This is a genomic window from Maribacter orientalis (assembly GCF_900109345.1).
GTDB classification, from domain to species: domain Bacteria; phylum Bacteroidota; class Bacteroidia; order Flavobacteriales; family Flavobacteriaceae; genus Maribacter; species Maribacter orientalis.
In genome coordinates, this window is sequence record NZ_FNZN01000008.1 from 74,743 (window position 1) to 96,018 (window position 21,276).

At 34.7% G+C, this 21,276-nt stretch carries 14 protein-coding genes; 8 read left to right on the forward strand and 6 right to left on the reverse strand.

Features of this window, described 5'->3' with window-relative positions:
* Positions 1-462 (reverse strand): hypothetical protein, encoded by a 462-nt coding sequence (locus tag BMY56_RS15220; RefSeq protein ID WP_091626143.1) that lies wholly within the window; start codon positions 460-462, stop codon positions 1-3.
* 182 nt (positions 463-644) lie between these two features.
* Between BMY56_RS15220 and BMY56_RS15225 the strand changes: the two genes are divergently transcribed.
* From BMY56_RS15225 to BMY56_RS15245, 5 genes are all read left to right on the forward strand, one after another.
* Positions 645-1,358 carry a pirin family protein gene (locus BMY56_RS15225; RefSeq protein ID WP_091626145.1) on the forward strand — a complete coding sequence of 238 codons (714 nt, stop codon included), beginning with the start codon at positions 645-647 and terminating at the stop codon, positions 1,356-1,358.
* Positions 1,359-1,698: 340 nt separating this feature from the next.
* On the forward strand, positions 1,699-2,982 hold the full coding sequence (locus BMY56_RS15230) for a sensor histidine kinase (RefSeq protein WP_143057833.1): 1,284 nt from the start codon (positions 1,699-1,701) through the stop codon (positions 2,980-2,982).
* A gap of 18 nt (positions 2,983-3,000) precedes the next feature.
* Complete coding sequence (locus tag BMY56_RS15235; RefSeq protein ID WP_091626151.1) at positions 3,001-4,095, forward strand: Gfo/Idh/MocA family protein; 1,095 nt, start codon at positions 3,001-3,003, stop codon at positions 4,093-4,095.
* 28 nt (positions 4,096-4,123) lie between these two features.
* Positions 4,124-6,316 (forward strand): transferrin receptor-like dimerization domain-containing protein, encoded by a 2,193-nt coding sequence (locus tag BMY56_RS15240; protein ID WP_091626154.1) that lies wholly within the window; start codon positions 4,124-4,126, stop codon positions 6,314-6,316.
* A gap of 6 nt (positions 6,317-6,322) precedes the next feature.
* The gene (locus BMY56_RS15245) at positions 6,323-6,550 is read left to right on the forward strand and encodes a putative signal transducing protein (protein ID WP_091626157.1); all 228 of its coding nucleotides are present in this window, start codon (positions 6,323-6,325) and stop codon (positions 6,548-6,550) included.
* 50 nt (positions 6,551-6,600) lie between these two features.
* Here the strand turns inward: BMY56_RS15245 and BMY56_RS15250 are convergent, their stop codons facing one another.
* A complete protein-coding gene (locus BMY56_RS15250) occupies positions 6,601-7,539 on the reverse strand; it encodes a 3-keto-disaccharide hydrolase (protein WP_091626321.1) in 939 nt (312 codons plus the stop codon).
* A gap of 198 nt (positions 7,540-7,737) precedes the next feature.
* On the opposite strand from BMY56_RS15250, the gene BMY56_RS15255 reads away from it, so the two are divergent.
* Positions 7,738-11,130 carry a HEAT repeat domain-containing protein gene (locus BMY56_RS15255; protein ID WP_091626160.1) on the forward strand — a complete coding sequence of 1,131 codons (3,393 nt, stop codon included), beginning with the start codon at positions 7,738-7,740 and terminating at the stop codon, positions 11,128-11,130.
* 205 nt (positions 11,131-11,335) lie between these two features.
* Entirely contained in the window at positions 11,336-12,301 is a 966-nt protein-coding gene (locus tag BMY56_RS15260) for an acyltransferase family protein (RefSeq protein ID WP_218144572.1), read from the forward strand.
* 535 nt (positions 12,302-12,836) lie between these two features.
* Here BMY56_RS15260 and BMY56_RS15265 read toward each other — a convergent pair.
* Positions 12,837-13,778, reverse strand: coding sequence for an NAD(P)H-dependent flavin oxidoreductase (locus tag BMY56_RS15265; RefSeq protein WP_091626163.1), 942 nt, complete (start codon positions 13,776-13,778; stop codon positions 12,837-12,839).
* 64 nt (positions 13,779-13,842) lie between these two features.
* Positions 13,843-15,033 (reverse strand): tRNA 2-thiouridine(34) synthase MnmA, encoded by a 1,191-nt coding sequence (gene mnmA / locus BMY56_RS15270; protein WP_091626165.1) that lies wholly within the window; start codon positions 15,031-15,033, stop codon positions 13,843-13,845.
* Between the two features lie 343 nt (positions 15,034-15,376).
* Here mnmA and BMY56_RS15275 point away from each other — a divergent pair, with 343 nt between their 5' ends.
* The gene (locus tag BMY56_RS15275; RefSeq protein ID WP_091626168.1) at positions 15,377-17,248 is read left to right on the forward strand and encodes a fasciclin domain-containing protein; all 1,872 of its coding nucleotides are present in this window, start codon (positions 15,377-15,379) and stop codon (positions 17,246-17,248) included.
* A gap of 444 nt (positions 17,249-17,692) precedes the next feature.
* Here BMY56_RS15275 and yidC read toward each other — a convergent pair whose 3' ends face one another.
* Positions 17,693-19,546 (reverse strand): membrane protein insertase YidC, encoded by a 1,854-nt coding sequence (yidC, locus tag BMY56_RS15280; protein WP_091626171.1) that lies wholly within the window; start codon positions 19,544-19,546, stop codon positions 17,693-17,695.
* A gap of 68 nt (positions 19,547-19,614) precedes the next feature.
* Positions 19,615-21,252 (reverse strand): CTP synthase, encoded by a 1,638-nt coding sequence (locus tag BMY56_RS15285; RefSeq protein WP_091626174.1) that lies wholly within the window; start codon positions 21,250-21,252, stop codon positions 19,615-19,617.
* Between the last annotated feature and the right edge of the window lie 24 nt (positions 21,253-21,276).

Genomic DNA, 21,276 nt, shown 5'->3' on the forward strand with positions numbered 1-21,276 from the left:
CTACTTTAAAAAATAAGTAGCCTGTAATTCTGAAGTAATATCTCCAGTTCCATTTTCAACAAAAGTTGGCAAATCTAATTCTTGGTCCAAATCTAATTTAGCTACCAAGCAACCACATTTTTTTCCATTACCACTCCTTATTCTACTGTTACTAGTCAATATGTCTAAAGCCATACCAGAAAGCACTCCTCCTAATGTTGTATAAAGTACATCTTTCGCCTCCCATTCATTGCCCCTTGGTTTATCATATAATGTTTCTTTGGCCATTCCAACAGCAAAACTACTTCCCACTGCACCTACCCATTTCCAAACCCGTTGACCATTAGTTATCTTATCTGCAGCATACCCACCAGCAACACCAATAACGACTCCAGCTCCAATATGCTTAGCGGCATCACGTGGATTTTGCGCCACTAAATTTGATAAAAAAAACAAAAGAAATAGAGATATTATTAGTTTCATAATAATGGGAGAAATTCATCAGTATAACGCATTTTAGGAGACTAAATTATGTCAGGCTATGATTTGATTGAAAATCATTTGAATGCTGTAAAAGGCCATATTTAATTTTTAAATCATAGTATTACTAGCGTAAAGCTTAGAACAAAAAAACGACTAACTTTATAAATCAATATAAAATAATAATGAAGACAATTTTACATAAATCAGACACCAGAGGACATGCTGATCATGGATGGTTAAATTCATATCATAGCTTTAGTTTTGCTAACTATCATAACCCCGAGCGCATGAATTTTGGGGTATTAAGGGTATTAAATGATGATATGGTTGCTGCAGACCGTGGATTTGGAACTCACCCTCACAGTAATATGGAAATAATATCCATACCACTAGAAGGTGATCTTCAACATATGGACGATATGGGGAATTCTACAGTTATAAAATCAGGTGATGTTCAGGTAATGAGCGCTGGTACAGGAGTCTCACATAGTGAGTATAACAAGAATAAAAATGAACTGGTTAAATTTCTACAAATTTGGGTAATTCCGAATAAAAGAGACGTAACCCCTCGTTACGATCAAATTTCTATAAAAAATATAGAAACCAAAAATAGTCTATATCAAATTCTCTCTCCAAATGAAGATGATAATGGCGTTTGGATTCACCAAGATGCATGGTTTCATTTAGGAGAATATGAGCCTGGAAAAATGGATTCGTATTCCATAAAAAAAGAAGGAAATGGCGTATATATTTTTGTATTACACGGTGAAATCGTTGTGAATGACCAAGTATTAAATAAACGAGATGGTTATGGAATTTGGGAAACTGACTCATTTACCCTAAATACGAATAGCGCTGCTAAAGTATTGGTTATAGAAGTACCAATGAGTAATTAGCTATTTTGTAGACTTCATAAAAAATTAGAGAAAACTATTGTGTTTAAAAAAGGCGCCAAATAAAGGCGCCTTTTTGGTTTTTTAAACGGCTACTTTCTTATATTTAGGTAAAATATGACGCTAATATAAATTCCCCTCCTCCATATATTTTATAACTGAAAATAGAAATTTGGTGAACGAGCAGTTAAGTTTTTCTTAAATGGTAAACTTATGAGGATTGATGTATTACTTCTAATATTATAATTTGAACAACTTGTCCATAACCAATACAAAACCAACATGTAAACTCCTTGAAAAAGGCAAACTACTAGAAAATTTTGGTACAATAACCTTTATTTCTTTGATTTGCTCAATTATAGTACTTATTGACACTTTCTTCAATTATTCTAGTTTAGAACAAATAATTGCATCGGTCATTGCCATGGGCTTTGGAATAGGATTTCTTTTGAATCGATTAAAATACAATCATGCCACCAGATTATACATGACATTCTATCCGCCGACGATATTTATGTTACTCATTTTTCTAATTGGTGGATTTTTTGGTCAGGCAGTAGGTTTTGCTACTATGGCATTTTTGGCATTCATAGGGTTTCGGAATAATCCGAAAATGAGAATTATCATTATCACCTATGATATTCTAGCATTTATAATACCAACTGTTTATATTCAGATTTACGGACCTTTATTAGGTGTTATTGAAATTCCTTACGATGAAATACTTGTATTTATAGCTTGCTTAGGTTGGCTCTCGCTAATATTTCGAATGTATGATGAAACTAAAACCAGAACATATACTACCGCTTTAGAACTAAACAATAAAGCATTGAAAGAAAGTGAAATAAATCTTAAAAAAGCACAGATCGATTTAAAAAAACAAAATAAGGAACTGGCGGTATTAAATAATGAATTAAAATTAAAGAATAAACATATTGAGGAATTCACTTTTATTGTAACACACGATTTAAAAAGTCCTTTAAATAATATAAATATTATTGCCAAAGAATTACAATATCAACATTTATTAGCTGATTACACAAATTTTGATAGCTTTTTAAAACATTTAAATGATAGCTCTGCAAGATTGACAAACTTGGTTCAAGGCTTATTAAAATATGCGGAAATCGGCGGTTCCAGTGAAATGGAGACCATAGACATCAATGAAGTTATTAATGTTGTACTCGACGATTTATCAGAAAAAATAAAAGAAAGTAATGCCGAAATAATTGTGGAAGAGATGCCAGTTTTAATCGGCAAATCCAATGACCTTAGAATGTTATTCCAAAATTTAATTCATAATGCCCTAAAATTTAAATCATCGAATAAAATTCCGCGTATTACAATTCGGTCTGTAAAAGTACCTAGCTTTTTTCAATTTAGTGTCGAAGATAATGGCATAGGCATTGCTAAAAATCAACAAGACAATATCTTTAACGCCTTTCACAAATTACATAACCATGCAAAATTTGAAGGCTCAGGTATCGGACTTTACGGTAGTAAAAAAATTATCGATCACCACCAAGGTCAAATATGGGTGGAGTCTGAAGAACAAAAAGGCTGTAAATTTCACTTTACCATAAGTACTAATCTTATAGAACATAACACAATTGAAGATCCCATTTAAAATTTAAAAAACCTTCTTATGAAACAATTTTTAGCAACTCTAATATTAATACTGTCCATAAATAGTAGTATCGCTCAAGATAGTGCATTAAAATTGGGCGTTGCCGGTCTTACACATGGTCATGTTGGGTGGATTCTTAGTAGGGATTCTCAATCCGATATTAAAATGGTGGGTATTGTTGAACCCAACAAGCAATTAGCGCAAAGACTTTCTGATGAATTTGGCTTTTCCATGGAAATCGTTTTTGATACTATGGATGAAATGATAAACAAAGTAAAACCAGATGCTGTAGCTGCTTTTGGCAATATAAAGGAACATTTGAACGTAGTGGAGTCATGCGCCCCAAAGGGCATACATGTGATGGTAGAAAAGCCTTTAGCCACCAATCTTGAGGACGCTAAAAAAATTGAAGCATTGGCTAAAAAATATAAAATTCATGTGTTAACAAATTATGAAACTTCATGGTATGAGACCAATGTAAAGGCAAACGATTTATTAGAAAAGGGAACTATAGGCGATTTAAGAAAAGTTATCATTAGAGATGGTCATAAAGGCCCAAAAAAAATTGGTGTTTCTGATGAATTTTTAGAATGGCTATCAGACCCAATATTAAATGGCGGTGGTGCCATTACAGATTTTGGCTGTTATGGAGCTAATCTGATGACTTGGTTAATGAAAGGTAAACGACCAAATAGTATTACTGCCGTTACTCAACAGTTACAACCAGAAAATAACCCTAAGGTAGATGACGATGCTACCATCATTTTAACCTACGATAATGAAATGGCCATATTAGAACCTTCTTGGAATTGGCCTATAGGCAGAAAAGATATGGAACTTTATGGTACAAAAGGCGCTATATTTTCTGACAACCCTACTCAATTACGATTAAGACTTTCAAAAGGATATAGCGATTATACTGAAGAAACATTTCTTTTAGGGGAACGTGAACACCCTTATAATGATCCCTTTTCAGTTTTTGCCGCTGTCATCAATAAACAGTTAATTTTAGAACCATACAATGTTTATTCTTTAGAGAATAACATAATTACTATGGAGATTCTACAAGCGGCCATAACAAGTTCTAAAACTGGTAGAACCATTAAACTTTAATCAAATTCAACTTCTATATTTTTACACTATGAAACAAATTCTAACTACCCTATTCTTAATTACATGTCTCACAGGTTTTTCTCAAAAATCTATTATAGGATTTTCTCCTGAAAACACCGAAAAACAACTTCAACTAGAAAAAAGTTTTGAAGAAAAATTAAATGCCACCAACTTAGATCAGTGGATGCAGAAAATGGCTGCAGAGCCTCATTGGGTCGGTACTGAATTTGGTGAGAAAAATGCTAAATGGATTAAAAGTCAGTTTGAATCTTGGGGCTATGATACCAAAATTGAAACCTATCAAATTTTATTTCCTTATCCTACGGAAAGGGTTTTAGAACTAACCGGACCTACGAAATATACTGCAAAATTAACCGCAGTTCCTGTAGAAGGAGACCCATTTACTGCGCAAGGTGATGCACTTTTGCCGAGCTACAATGCATTTTCTACCGATGGTGATGTAGAGGCCGAATTAGTATTTGTCAATTATGGTATTCCTAAAGATTATGAAGAATTAGAAAAACTTGGCATAAGTGTAAAAGGGAAAATTGTTATCGCTAAATATCAAGGTTCATGGAGAGGTATTAAGCCAAAGTTAGCTGCTGAAAAAGGAGCTATCGGCTGTATTATTTACTCAGACCCTGAAGATGATGGTTATGGCCAAGGCGATGTGTACCCTAAAGGTGCTTATAAAAACAAAACAGGCGTGCAGAGAGGTTCTGTTATGGATATGCCTACTTACCCAGGTGATGTTTTGACTCCAGGTTATGCAGCTACTAAAGATGCTAAAAGATTAGATCGAAAAGATGCGCCGACCATTACAAAAATTCCTGTATTACCCATTTCATATGAAGATGCGCTACCTCTTTTATCTGCATTAGATGGTACGGTAGCACCTGAATCATGGCGAGGTGGTTTACCTATAACGTATCACATAGGTCCTGGACCAGCAAAAGTACACCTGAAACTTGCTTTCGATTGGAAACTGGTTCCTGCACATAATGTAATTGCCACATTAAAAGGTTCTGAATTTCCAGACCAATGGGTAATGCGTGGTAATCATCATGATGCATGGGTTCATGGTGCAAACGATCCTATTAGTGGTATGGTAGCCCTTATGGAAGAAGCCCGAGCAATCGGCGAACTTGCAAAAAAAGGACAGAAACCAAAACGAACTTTAGTGTTTTGTGCTTGGGATGCTGAAGAGCCGGGTCTTATCGGATCTACTGAATGGGTAGAAGATCATAAAAAAGAATTACAAGAAAAAGTGGTTGCCTATATCAATACCGATGGTAATGGTCGTGGATTTTTAGGTGCTGGTGGTTCACATTCATTACAAGCAATGGTAAGTGAAGTTGCTGGTTCTGTAATAGACCCACAAACCAAAGTATCGGTTAAAGAGCGAAAAATTGCTTCGAATATGGTTAATGGCGGCGCTGATTCTTTTGAACTATACGCACTAGGCTCGGGATCAGATTACACTCCTTTTATACAACATGCAGGTATCGCAGCGTTAAATTTAGGATTTGGCGGTGAAAATGGTGGTGGCGAATACCATACTATTTATGATACATACCCTCATTACAAAAGATTCAAAGATCCTGAATTTGCATATGGTGTAGCTTTAGCAAATACTGCCGGACTTATAACTTTACGTTTGGCAAATGCGGATGTGCTACCGTTAAATTTTACACAATGGCATTCTACTGTTTCAAATTACCTAACTGAAATAATCAATGAAACGGATAACATGAGAAAAGATGTTCTTAAGCATAACACAATGGTAGAGAAAAATACATATCAATTAGCAGCTGATCCAACAAAACAAATTAATAGCCCTACTAAAAAAGATAGGATTCCTTATATCGACTTTTCTCCTTTACAAAATGAATTGGTTTTACTAAATGAATCTATAACCGAATTCGAGAAAACAAATACAACTTCACTTTCTAGCAAAATGAGAAATGAACTCAATAAGAAACTCATGAAAGCTGAACATATGTTAACATCTGAAAAAGGACTACCAAGAAGACCATGGTTTAAACATCAAATTTATGCTCCTGGTTTCTACACAGGTTATGGCGTTAAAACACTACCTGGAGTTAGAGAAGCTATTGAACAAAAAGATTGGAAAGAGGCGCAAGAACAAATTGAATTATTAACTTCTACTTTCAAGAGTTTTAATACATTTATTAAAGAAATGAACGAGAGTATAAAATAAAAAATTATGGATTCAAAATATAAAAAGGTTTTTGGCGGTAATAGTATAGAAGCCCATAGAGTGGAACTTACCTTAAAGGATAACAATATTGAACCTATTCTAAAAGATGAAAGTGAGTCTGCACGTATGGCAGGTTTTGGAGCACCTTTATCTGATATCATTCAGATTTTCGTTCATGAAGATGAAGAAGTAAAAGCCTTGGCATTAATCACCCAATTAAATTGGGATGAATAAGAATAAAAAAAAGCCTCCATAATTGGAGGCTTTTTTCACTTAAAAGTATTTTATCCTTTAGATAAAGGTGTTATTTCTAACTTTCTGAATTCTACAGGGCCATGATCTCCTTGAATCATTATTGGTCCAGCTTCGGCTTCGTTATTATCCAAAGCACCACCTGTCATACCATCGATATTTTGGTTTGAAATAATTGTCTTACCATTTGCAACAATAGTTACTCGCCTACCAATTAAAGTGATATCGAACGATTGCCACTCCCCAGCCTTCATAGCCACATTCTCACTCGGAGAAAGTAAACCATAAATTCCACCAAAATAAATAGAAGAAGCTTCCAATCCTATATTATCTGCTATTTGAACTTCATAGCGACCTCTTAAATACAAGCCACTATTACTACCTTCAGGATATCGAAATTCTGCATGTAATTTAAAATCTTTAAACTTCTCTTCAGAAATAAGATTAACGCCCGATTTAGTACTCGTTAATACACCATCAATTACGGCCCATTGATTACCTTCCTTTATTTTCCATCCATTTAAATTCTTGCCATTAAAAAGCTTTATGGTCTTTCCTTCTTTTACATCGTCATAAAAAGGTAGAATCGGAGATTTTGTAGCCGTCCACTTATAGGTTTTACCATCAACATAAATCATAGTGCCTTCAAGTCCGTCACCAACTATTTTTCCTTCAAACTCCATATTAGAAGCTCCTGGTTCCCACTGTGGTGGAATTTTAAATGAGAATAAATCTCCATGTTTTTCTATTTCTGCAACAGGTCGTGCACTACCGAATGCATAAGTAAACCTACCTATTAGAGTATTTGTACCTGAATGTCTAATTTCTAGCCACGATGGTAATTCTTCTCCTTCTTGATCAATTGTTAAATTCCATTTTCCTTCTAAAGGATGCCCTTCTTGCCCAACCATAACGTTTATGCTTAGGGTAGCAAAGCAAAGAAGAGTAAAAGCTGTTTTTATTGTATTCATAGTATTAAATGTTTGATATGCTTTCAAATATACTGGAAGTTTTAACATACTGTTTCTACTCGAAGACTTAAATTCTATCAAAATCAAAAAAAATTCATATTTTATATATCATGTTAATAAATAAACTACAATAGTTTTTCATTATTGATTAATTACAATAATCGTTACATTTAAACTTTAAATCAACCTGAAATCAAAATGACATCATTTCAAAAGTTTTTGCTAGGCATTTTTACCATATGCCTTTTAACTATTTCCTGTGAACAAAAAAAACCAATTGAAATTCCTTTAACCATTCAACAAGATAGCACTGAGCTACTTGAAATGGCAAAACTTGCTAGGGAAAGTATTTCAGCGAAAGTAGCTGATGGTTTAAAATTGAGCCTTTGGGCCTCAGACTCTTTAGCACCAGATCCTATTGCCATGGATATTGATGATGATGGTAACATTTATATAACCCGATCTAACAGAAATAAAAATTCAGAATTTGACATCCGCGGACATAGAGATTGGATGACAGAATCCATAGCGTTGGAATCTGTTGAAGACAGAAGAGCTTTTCTTCATAAAACCTTCGCTCCTGAGCTTAGTAAAGAGAATGAGTGGTTTCCTGATTTAAACAATGATAGCATTCACGATTGGCATGACCTTGCAGTAGAACAAGACGAAGTTTGGATGTTAGAAGATACCGATAAAGATGGTATAGCCGATATCTCTACTCAAATAATGAATGATTTTAACGATGAAATCAATGATCAGGCAGGAGCACTTTTGGTTAGAGATGAAGATGTTTTTGTAGGTATTGGTCCGGGTATGTATCGACTTACCGATACTAACGGTGATAAAATTTTAGATACAAAAACGAGTATTGCAACTGGTTTTGCAGTGCATATTGGCTTTAGCGGTCACGGTATGTCTGGGGCAATTGAAGGACCAGATGGAAAAATTTATTGGGGAATCGGCGATATTGGAGCAAATATTACTACAGTTGATGGTGAAAACCATAAATACCCAAATGAAGGGGTTATCGTAAGAAGTAATCCTGATGGCTCTAATTTTGAAGTATTTGCACACGGACTTCGAAATACCCATGAATTTGTTTTTGATGCGTATGGTAATATTATTTCATCAGATAATGATGGTGACCACAAAGGTGAAAGTGAAAGACTGGTTCATATCGTAGAAGGCTCTGATGCTGGTTGGAGAGCTAACTGGCAATATGGAAAATATACAGACCCAAAGAATAATGGTTATAATGTTTGGATGGATGAAAAACTATTCGTTCCTCGTTGGGAAGGACAAGCAGCTTATATTATGCCTCCAATCCAAAATTTTCATAATGGTCCTACAGGAATGAGATATAACCCTGGTACCGCACTTGGTAAAAAATGGTTGGATAAATTCTTTTTGGTAGAATTCGTTGGCGACCCTAGCCGTTCTCATATTTGGTCTTTTGATTTGAAACCTAAAGGAGCTTCTTTTGAACTAAACACAGATGAATCTATTTTATCGGGCGTATTACCCACAGGAATTGATTTTGGCCCTGATGGGGCTTTATACTTGGCCGATTGGGTAAATGGTTGGGGAAGTAAAGATTATGGTAGGGTCTGGAAGTTAGATGTAACAGAAGAAACTAACGATCTAGCCCAAGAGCGATTAGAGACCCAAAGATTAATGAAACACAACTATAAAGATGATAAATCAGAAAATTTAGTAAAACTATTAAGTTACGGTGATATGAGAATTCGCCAAAAAGCACAGTTCGAATTGGCCAAGAGAACCTTTTGGGGCTACCGTGCATTAAAAGATGTCCTTAAGAACGACGAAAATCAGTTTGCGCGTATTCATGCCATTTGGGGAATAGGGCAAATTGCTGCCAATGATAAAGATGATGCAAAGCCATTACTTGAATTATTGAATGATAGCGATCCAGAAATTATAGCTCAAAGTGCAAAGGTTTTAGGTGATTTGAGATATGAGGCAGCAGCCGATACTTTAATTTCCTTAACTACTCATGAAAATGATAGAGTTAAATTTTTCGCAGCTCAAGCATTAGGTAGACTAAAATATGAAAAAGCCGTTGAACCTCTTTTAGCAATGATTGAAGCAAACAATGACCAAGACCTTTACCTTAGACATGCTGCCGTTTTAGCGCTTTCTAGAATCGGTAACGCAGAACCACTTTTAGCCCTTGCGAGTAGTGAAAATAGAGCTCTAAGACTTGCAGCCGTTCTGGTTTTACGAAAATTACAAGAGCCCAAAATCTCCATCTTTTTGTCTGATACAGATGAATATATCGTAACCGAAACTGCTAGAGCTATTAATGATGACCTTTCTATTGAAGGCGCCTTACCTTCATTAGCTACAATATTGAATAATGAAAAGTATACCTCAGAACCTCTTTTAAGAAGAGCCATAAATGCAGCATTACGAGTAGGTGGAGAACAAGAATTAGATATGCTAATTAATTTTGCAAAAAGAACAAGTGTAACTAGTAGCTTAAGAGGTGAAGCTTTAGCTGCATTAGGTACTTGGAACAACCCTTCTCTCTTAGACCGTGTGGATGGTAGATATAGAGGAGAAATTATTAGAGAAGGTAATTTACTGCAAGAAAAAATAGGGAAAGATATTCCAGCGTTACTAAAAGACCGACAACCTGAAATTCTCATCGGTATTTCAAAAACTCTAAGCGCCATTGGAATAAATACATATAATGATGAATTGTATTACATATTTAAAACAAACAAATCACCAGAGGTAAGAGCATCCGTCTTAAATACTCTAGGTCAACTTAACTTTGATAAGATGGAAGCTGCCATGATTATAGGCATGCAAGATTCAAACGAACAAGTGAGGACTTCTGCTGTGGGATTATTAGGTCAATTAAATCTTCCTAAAGAAAAGTTGCCTGCCATCGTCGGACCTATATTTAAAAAAGGTTCTGTTTCTGAACAACAACGAATGTTGAATGTTTTGGGTGATTTACCTGTAGAAAATAGCAATACCATTTTAGCTAGCCTTATTGATAAGGCAAGTAAAAATCAATTAGACCAAGGTATACTATTAGATCTTATGGAATCGGTAAATGCGACCGACAACCCTAACCTAATCGCTCAATTGGATAAACTCAAAAAAGCTGGCTATTCTGCAGATTCTTTTGAAGAGACCCTTCACGGGGGCAGCTGGTGGGCTGGTAGAAATGTTTTTAATAATAACCCTACTGCCCAATGTGTTAGATGCCATGCAGTCGACGGGTCAGGTGGTGAAGTTGGTCCGGCATTAGATAATATTGCCAATGTGTTAAATAGAAAACAAATACTTGAAGCTTTAATAGAGCCAAGTAAACGACTCGCGCCAGGTTATGGTACAGTAACACTGACACTTAAAGACGGTCAAAAAGTACAGGGTGTATTGATTGAAAAACGTGCGAATGATATGCTATTAAGAACTTCTGAAGCAGAACCATTAGAAATTCCTTTAGGAAGAATTGCTAAACAAGAAAATTCAATGTCCGCAATGCCTGCCATGGGTCGTATGATATCTAGAAGAGAATTACGAGATTTAATGGAATATTTAGGAAGTTTGAAGTAATAATGGGTGATTAACTACCTTATGAAAAAATAATTACAATAAAATTAATATTAAGAATAGTTCTTTAGTAAATATTTCAGTTTTATTACCTAAATTTAATTCGTTCTATTTGGCTAGAAACAAGAAAGTTATACACCAATGCTAAACAAGACTTTTTTCAACTTTTTATGTTAAAAATCAAATACTTGCAATATTTAAGACGATTTTGATAAAAGAAAGAAACATTAGTATCGATATAATTAAGTGTATTGCGGCTATACTTATTACCAACTCTAGTTTCGAAATATTATACCCAATTAGCTCGTTTGCAACGGGTGGAACAATGGGTAATAGTTTATTTTTCTTTGCCTCGGGATTCACTATTTTTTTGAAACCATTAGGACGATTTGACCAATTTTATAAAAAAAGAATTAATAGAATTTATCCAACAGTATTCGCTTGGGCCCTGTTAAGTACTATTTTTTTCGAGGATACTAAAAATATCTTTGAAATCATACTTTATGGAGGGGGATGGTTCATTTCATGCATTATGATACTTTACATCTTTCTTTATATAGTTAATAAAACAATGTCCGAAAGGTTAGTCTTAAGCGGAATTATATCGTTTTTAATTGTTCTTGTTTGGTTCTTTGTTATAGAAAAACATGCCGATAGTTCATTTTATGGAGATAATTCTTTTTTCAGATGGGCTTTCTATTTCCTGTTTATGCTTTTAGGGGCTATATCGGGGGTTTACCAAAAACAGATTACACATCATTTTACTAAAAATCTTATAGCCATTTTATTATTTATCTTGATATTTTATGTAATGCTTTATTATTCGAGACTAAATATCATCCCAAAACAAATAGAAATAATATCAATATTACCCTTATTAGGTATGACTTTATATTTTTATAAGTTAGGCAGCACAAAAATAATGAAGAGTATTTATAACCATAAAATCTTTGGTACAGCTATAAAAATAATCGGTGGGCTTTGTTTAGAAATTTATTTAGTCCAATCTTCTTTATTAACTGATAAAATGAATGACATTTTTCCTTTAAATATAATCGTAATGTTTATGATTATTTTAATAGCGGCATACATCCTTAGATGTGCCGCAAAGTTATTCTCCCAAATATTTAAAGAGCAAGATTTAGATTACAAAGAAATTTTTCGATTATATTAAAATGCGACTTTTGATGATAGTTTTACTATAACAATCTATCTTGAAAAACATATAACTCTTTTTGTAATAAGAGCTACAAATTCTCTGTATTAAAGATGGTATTGTAATTGAGATTATTATATAATCCAAATACTCATCCACAACACCAACCTACTTTAAAATAGTTTTCATGAACAAGGATATTGTATTTATTTTAGGGTTGATGACTGTTTTCTTTTATTAATTGTAAACCTGAATCAACGTTTAAAAATCAACTTAAATAGTGAGTTGAAATTTAAGTTTAAAAAACTTCTGAAAAAGAAATAAAAAATATCCTCTCGCTTTTGGAAAGCCATACCGGAGAAAATTCTACACTTGAAAATTTCAAGTTAAATGGATGAAATTTATTTTGAAGAAATAAGAAAGGATTAATTGGAAAACGATGCCTTAATTATGTGTCTATTAAAGCATATTTAATCTTCAATAGACTCCTCTTGCACGCAATATAATAGCACTTATGGTATAGATATGTAAGTAGAAACTTGTCTTAACAACGTTAAAAAATAGAAACCTGAATTTTAGCCTCGGCGAATTCCAGCATCATTTCTTTTATAATTTTACTAGCAGATTTAATGTCATGTATCAATGCAGATACCTGACCTATTTCTAGCTCGCCGTCTTCTAAATCACCTAAAAACATACCTTTTTTAGCTCGACCTCGTCCTAAAAGTGATTTTAGTTCTTCAGTAGTTGCTCCTTTTTGGTATGCACGTTGAACCTCATGATAGAACTTGTTTTTTATCAGTCGTACTGGGGCAAGTTCTTTTAAGGTTAATTGAGTATCTCCTTCTTGAGAATTTACTACCATTTTCTTAAAATCAATGTGATTCGACGCCTCTTCACTTGCAACAAATCGACTACCAACCTGCACTCCATCGGCGCCAAGTATCATTGCCGCTAACATTGCTTTACCTGTAGCTATACCACCTGCTGCAATCAAAGGAATAGTAATTTTTTCTCGCACTGTTGGAATCAAAACCATGGTAGTGGTTTCATCACGACCATTATGTCCGCCTGCCTCAAAACCTTCGGCAACAATAGCATCTACCCCAGACTCTTGTGCCTTCAATGCAAATTTTAAACTGCTGACAACATGTACTACGGTTATTCCTTTTTCTTTTAAAAACGTGGTCCAAGTTTTCGGGTTTCCTGCGGATGTGAATACAATTTTTACATCCTCCTCGATAATGATATCCATCAGTTTGTCAATATCAGGATATAACATGGGTACGTTGACACCAAAAGGTTTATTGGTTGCCTTTTTACATTTTTGAATATGCTCTCGCAAAACATCCGGGTACATGCTACCGGCACCTATAACACCTAAACCTCCTGCGTTTGAAACAGCACTGGCCAATCGCCAGCCGCTAGTCCACACCATACCACCTTGTATTATTGGAAATTCAATGTTGAAAAGTTTGGTGATTCTATTTTGCATAAACCAAATTTAAGAATATCATTTTCAAGGTATGATATTACGCCTTGATATAAGTACCCCTAATTTAAGAAATAACACCAGAACCAATAAGATCATCTTCTAAATACCAAGCTACGAACTGACCCTCGGTAATCGCAGATTGCATTTCCTTGAAATCAACGTACATACCACCTTCAACTCTATACAATGTAGCCTCTTGCAATTCTTGTCGGTATCTAATACGTGCTTTCACTTTTAACTTCTCATCGATTTTCAAGGCTAAATCTTGACGAACCCAGTGAATTTCCTCGTCAATTACAAATAATGTACGTCTGTATAAACCTGGGTGAGCTTTTCCTTGACCTGTATAAATGAGATTTTCCTTAACATCAGTATCGATGACAAAAAGGGGCTCTTTTGTGCCACCTACATGTAATCCTTTACGTTGACCTTTTGTAAAATAATGGGCTCCTTGGTGTTCACCAACTACTTTACCATCAGTTAATTGATAAACCGGTTTTTCGGAATAATATTCTAGCTCTGAATTTATATCGGTAAATGTTGGTGTAACCCTTTCATATCTTTCGAAGTCGGCAGGCACCTCAACAATTTTACCTGTTTTAGGTTTTAGTTGTTGCTGCAAAAATTCTGGCAAACGAACTTTACCTATAAAGCATAATCCCTGCGAATCTTTTTTATCCGCAGTTATCAAATTCATTTTCGACGCAATACGTCTAACCTCAGGCTTTGTCAACTCCCCTATCGGAAATAATGTTTTTGACAATTGCTCTTGTGATAACTGGCATAAGAAATAAGATTGGTCTTTATTACCATCTTTACCTGCCAATAACTGGTATGTTTCTGTACCGTCGGTGTTGTGCAAGATTCCCTTTCTACAATAATGACCTGTGGCTACATAATCTGCACCCAATTGCAAGGCTATTTTCAGAAAAACATCGAACTTTATTTCTCTATTACAAAGCACATCAGGATTGGGGGTGCGGCCCATTTCGTATTCCCTGAACATATAATCAACAATACGTTCTTTATACTCAACACTCAAATCAACGGTTTGAAAGGGAATACCTAATTTTTCAGCAACTATGAGAGCGTCATTACTATCTTCTAACCATGGACATTCTTCTGAAATCGTAACAGAATCATCATGCCAATTTTTCATAAACAAGCCAATAACATCATAACCTTGTTCTTTTAACAAGTATGCCGCAACGCTTGAATCAACTCCTCCTGAAAGTCCAATAACTACTTTTTTCATCTATGCATTTTGTCGTAACAAAATTACAAAATTTCATTTCAGATTAACTTTTTTCTAAGTGGAGAGATTTCTATTATTTGAGATAACGATATTCAAATAGAAATTTGAAATAAAATTACAAATCACATCTAATGATATCGTTAAAATTGTTAAACTTTTGTAAATAATAATTAAACGATAATTATATCAATATTTCCCAAAATGCTTAGATAATCTATATTTCAAAACGATTATTTTACTATAATCAGTTTAAAACCAAATTAATTTTAACATATCGTTAATTTTTACATTTAATATTTTGTTTAGTTTAGCTTTAAATAAGTTAAACAATAAATCTAAAAACATGAAAAATCTTGGTAAAATTCTAAAATCTACAGCATTGGTAATGCTGCTATTCTTCGCGACGTCTTGTAGCGATGATGACAATGAAAAACCCGTTATTATTGTAGATAACGATAATATTGTTGAAGCGGCGCAGAAAACAAGCGCTTTAAGTGCTTTGGTTTCCGCTTTAGCTAAAGCTGATGAGAGTGCGAACAACGACTTAATTGCAGCTTTAAGTAGTGAAGGTCCATTTACTGTTTTAGCCCCTACTAATGATGCATTTACATCTTTATTAGCTCGACTAGACGGATTTGATTCTCTAGATGATTTCAATAATGAACAGTTACAAGATTTATTGGCCACCATTCTAAAGTATCATGTTGTTTCTGGTGCAGCGGTAAGTTCAAGCGCACTAACAGAAGGTCAATCTATTACTACATTACAAGGTGAAAACCTTACTGTTAGCTTAACAAACGGTGTTACATTCACCGATGCTGCTGGTGAAATTGCTACAGTAACTTCGGCTGATGTAGAAACAGAAAACGGTATTGTACATATTATTGATAAAGTATTAATTCCTCAAGAGGCTTTAGACGCCCTAAGTGATGTCTTGTTAGTGTCAATTACAGATTTGGCCATTTCTGTACCAAGTTTGAGTATTTTAGTAGATGCCTTGCTTGCGGCTGATGGTGATTTACCAACGGTATTAGCAAACGATGGTCCATTTACTGTATTCGCTCCTACAAACGAAGCTTTCGAAGCATTTTTAGCTGCCAACAATTTTAATAGCCTTGATGAAATTCCCACTGAAGTACTTACGCAGGTTTTACTTAACCACGTTGTAGCAGGTACCATATTATCAACCGATTTGACAACTGGATATGCTTCTTCGCTATCAACCGCCGGTCCTAACGAGGCTAATCTTAGCATGTTTATTAATATAGAAGATGGTGTCGTTATTAATGGAACTTCCACGGTAACCGCTGCAGATAATAAGGCGATTAATGGAGTAGTGCATATTGTTGATGTAGTAATTGGTCTACCAAATATTGTTGATCATGCTGTGGCAAATCCTAATTTAACATCTTTAGTTGGTGCTCTTACAGCCGATAACAATACAACATTTACTACATTATTATCCGATTCAGAAACTGACTTCACAGTATTTGCTCCTCTAAATTCTGCTTTTGACAATTTTACAAATCCTTCAGGTAACGAGTTAAACACTATTTTGGCAAACCATGTTATTTCTGGTGCCGCCGCTAATGCAGCCAGTCTTTCAAATACTTATTTTAATACGGCAGCTACTAATGCAGATGGTGACAATTTGAGTATTTATGTGAATGTTGATGACGGAGTTAAATTAAATGGCGTAAGCTCAGTAGCAGCTGCTGATATAGTTGCAACTAATGGAATTATTCATGCTGTGGATACTGTAATCGACTTACCAACTGTAGTTACTTTCGCTACGGCAGACCCTAACTTCAGCTCACTAGTAGGAGCATTAACTGCAGAAGGTCAACCAGATTTCGTGAGTGTTTTAAGTACGCCTAACGGAACAGCTCCTGCCCCTTTTACGGTTTTCGCACCTATTAACGATGCGTTTGCCGCCTTAACAGAAGTGCCAAGCGGAGATGTGTTAACAGCAGTTTTGAATCATCATGTTATTGCTGGTGCTAATATTGTTTCTGGAGATTTAAGCGACGGATTAACGTCTCCTGCCACCTTAGAAGGTGATACCTTAACTTTTACTATAGATAGTGACAGCAATGTAACAATTACAGATGGTTCAGGTAATACTGAAATTGGTATTATTGCCGTTGACGTTCAAGCGAACAATGGTGTTATACACGCTATCAATACCGTTATGATTCCTAACACAACTAACTAACATTTAATATCATAAAATAAAAGAGCCGCAAATTGCGGCTCTTTTTATTTCGAATAGAGTTTTAAAGATGAACGTGTTTTCAAATCTATTATAGATGATATTGTACTTTTTGCTGACCATAGGACTAGTTACGGAATTGTTTATGTTGTTTATAAGGTTCTATTTCCACTAAAAATAATTGACGCTTTGCATTAAGTTGAACTGAATTGAAAAACAAAAAACCTTCCTCAATAAAGGAAGGTTTTTTTACTCATAAATATTCATACATCAGCAATCACTCCTTTAGCATACAATAACCTCTCCTTGACAACTAACTTTTTTGAGAACCTTAAATTAATTACATATTTACCATCCCAAATCTTACCAAACCAATCCTTAATCAATGGCAAAAGCCCTTTCAAATTTGAAAGGGCTTTTCTTTTATAAGTTGATAATGAAATAGTACTATTTCTTCTTATTAGATTCTGCCTGCTCCATCATTTCACGCATTTTCTTCTGAAACTTGTTCTCTTTCTTAGGTTTCTTTTTGTTCTCCTGTATCTGGGCATGAATTTTATCATTGTCCAATATAAAGTTCTTTATGACCAGCATAATACCAATAGTAATCATGTTAGATACAAAGTAGTACAAACTTAAACCACTCGCATAATTGTTAAAGAAAAACAACATCATAAAAGGCATTAAGTACATGATAAACTTCATGTTCGGCATACCTGGTTGTGTTGGCATATTCTGACCAGTAGTCATCATCATATAGAAAAAGATAGCTATAGACGCTAAAATCGGAAATAAACTAACGTGGTCTCCATAAAAAGGAATTGAAAACCCTTCTGGAAATTGATAAATCGTATCGAAAGATGAAAGGTCATCTGCCCATAAAAAAGATTTTTGTCGTAAAGCAAATGATGTCGGGAAAAACATGAAAAGCGCATAAAATATGGGCATTTGTATCACTGCAGGTATACAACCACTCATTGGACTCACGCCAGCCTTACCATACAATTTCATGGTTTCTTGCTGTTTTTTCATCGCATTGTCCTTATACTTTTCGCCTAGTTCAGTAATTTCAGGCTTCAACACCTTCATCTTCGCTTGAGACAAATACGACTTGTACGTTACCGGAGACATTGCCAAACGTACCAAAATTGTCATAATAACAATAGCTATACCATAGGGAAAATACGTACTAATTAAAGAGTAAAAAGGTGTAAATACATAACGGTTGATCCAACCGAATATACCCCACCCAAAAGGAATGGAATCAACCAAACCTAAGTCTTCATACTGTGACAGCGTATCAACATCTGTTGGCCCGAAATACCAATGTAAATCCTTAGATATCTCCCCTCCTTCTAATTCTAATGGTAGAACAGATGAATATTTTTTTGTAAAACCAAAAGTTCTACTTTCTTCTTCGACAAGATTAACAGAGGTTAAATCACCGCTTTTAAAAGGTTGATCAGCAGCAAGAATACTACTAAAGAAATGCTGTCTATACGAAATCCATTTTACATCTTCTTCCGTTTCTTCATCATCGCTACCTTCTGAAAGTTTGCTTATTTTATCATCTTCATGATTATAGGTTAAACGTGTATAACGATTTTCGTATTGAATACTTTTTGAATGACGTATGCCCTTTAATTTCCAATCTAACTGAACTGGCTTACTAGTACTTAGTACATTATCCAATCCTTTTGACTTGATTGTAAAATCGACCAAATACTCATTAGGCTTCATCACATATCTATATTCTAAATATTGATTAGTAGATGTTCTTGCCTTTAAAGAAAGTACTTGATTTCCGTTATCGTTGGTAAGTGTTGGTTCAAAATATAAATCTTGAGTATTTAATACTCGGTTGTCTGATGTAGAAAAATCTAACCCAAAAGAAGCATTACCATCTTTAATTAAATAAACCGGCACAGAATCATAGGTTACGAAATTCTTCATTTTCGCTTCCGTAATCTGTCCACCTTTATTACTAATCTTTAAAAGAAGCACATCGTTCTCTAATGTGGTAATTTCATTCGATGGTTTTGTAAAACCAAAAGCTCCAAGTTTTCCTTGGTAATTGGCTACGGCAGTTGAATCTTGCAAATCTAACTGAGGAACTTCATTGATTACAGTTTCAGTTTCTAAATTCTCAGATGCCTTTACAGCCTCAACTTGCTCTTGTTTTGCCCTTTCTGCCTCTACCTCTTCTGGAGTCGGTTGATTTTGGTAAAACATGAAGATCAGTATTCCGAAAATAAGCACGAAGCCTATGATGGATTGTACATCAAATTTCTTTTCTTCCATGTGGTATTTCTAAATTAATTGGGAATATTTGATTTTTAAGAAAGCAAATATATGTCCAAATATGAAGTTTATGCCAATGTGGCATTAGTTTGTGATTTTTTATGCTCTAAAGCCGCTTTAACGAAACCTACAAATAATGGATGTGGATTGGCTACCGTACTTTTATATTCTGGATGATATTGCACACCAATAAACCATGGATGGTCTTTTAGCTCCACTATTTCAACCAAATTAGTTTCCTTATTAAAACCAGTAGCTAGTAAACCCGCTTTTTCTAATTGCTCTAAATAGGCGTTATTAAATTCATATCTATGACGATGACGTTCAGATATTTGCGTGGCCCCATTATACATTTTCTGAACTAAACTACCTTCTTTCAAATCACAATCCCAAGCACCTAAACGCATTGTACCACCTTTATCTGTGACATTTTTTTGTTCTTCCATGATACTGATTACGGGATCTGGAGTATTCTCGTCCATCTCTGTAGAATTTGCTTCTTTAAGTCCTAATACATTACGAGCATATTCTATAACAGCCATTTGCATTCCCAAACAAATTCCTAAGAAAGGTATTTTCATTACACGTGCATACTCTACAGCTTTTACCTTACCCTCAATACCACGTTCGCCAAAACCAGGTGCAACCAAAATTGCATCTAAGCCCTTAAGCTTGTTTTGATAATTCGAAGAAGTAATGTATTCTGAATGTACAGATTTCACATTTACCTTAACTTCATTCGATGCTCCTGCATGTATAAACGACTCTAAAATAGACTTATAAGAATCTTGTAATTCAACATATTTACCTACTAAACCAATAGTAACTTCATTCTTAGGGTTTTTATGTCGTAAAAGAAATTCGTTCCAACGGTCTAAATCAGGTTCAACCGTATTTGGCAATGCTAATTTTTGTAATGTAACCGTATCAAGTCCTTCTTCTTGCATCATTAGAGGAACATCATAAATAGTAGAAGCATCTATACTTTGTATTACTGCCTCACGCTTTACATTACAAAACAGCGCCAATTTATCTTTGATTTCGTCAGATATCTCGTGTTCTGTTCTACACACAAGAATATCAGCTTTTATACCACTCTCCATTAAGGTTTTTACAGAATGCTGCGTAGGCTTGGTCTTTAACTCACCTGCTGCAGAAAGGTAGGGCACCAAGGTTAAATGAATAACTATGGCATTATTATCTCCCAATTCCCAAAGTAACTGACGTACCGCTTCTATATAAGGTAGTGATTCAATATCACCCACTGTTCCGCCTATTTCAGTAATAATAATATCATACTCACCACTATTTCCTAGTAACTGAACACGTTCTTTAATTTCATTCGTAATATGTGGAACTACTTGTACTGTTTTACCCAAAAACTCTCCTCTTCGTTCTTTCTCAATAACGCTTTGGTAGATTCTTCCGGTAGTAACATTATTCGCTTGAGAGGTACGAACATTCAAAAAACGCTCGTAATGACCCAAATCTAAATCAGTTTCGGCACCATCATCGGTTACATAACATTCGCCATGTTCATATGGATTTAGAGTTCCTGGATCCACATTAATATAAGGGTCCAATTTTTGTATGGTAGTTTTGTAGCCGCGAGATTGCAGTAATTTCGCCAAGGATGCAGCAATAATGCCTTTTCCTAAAGATGAAGTAACGCCTCCCGTAACGAAGATGTATTTGGTTTGTGCCATTTATAGAATTCTATGTTACGGGAT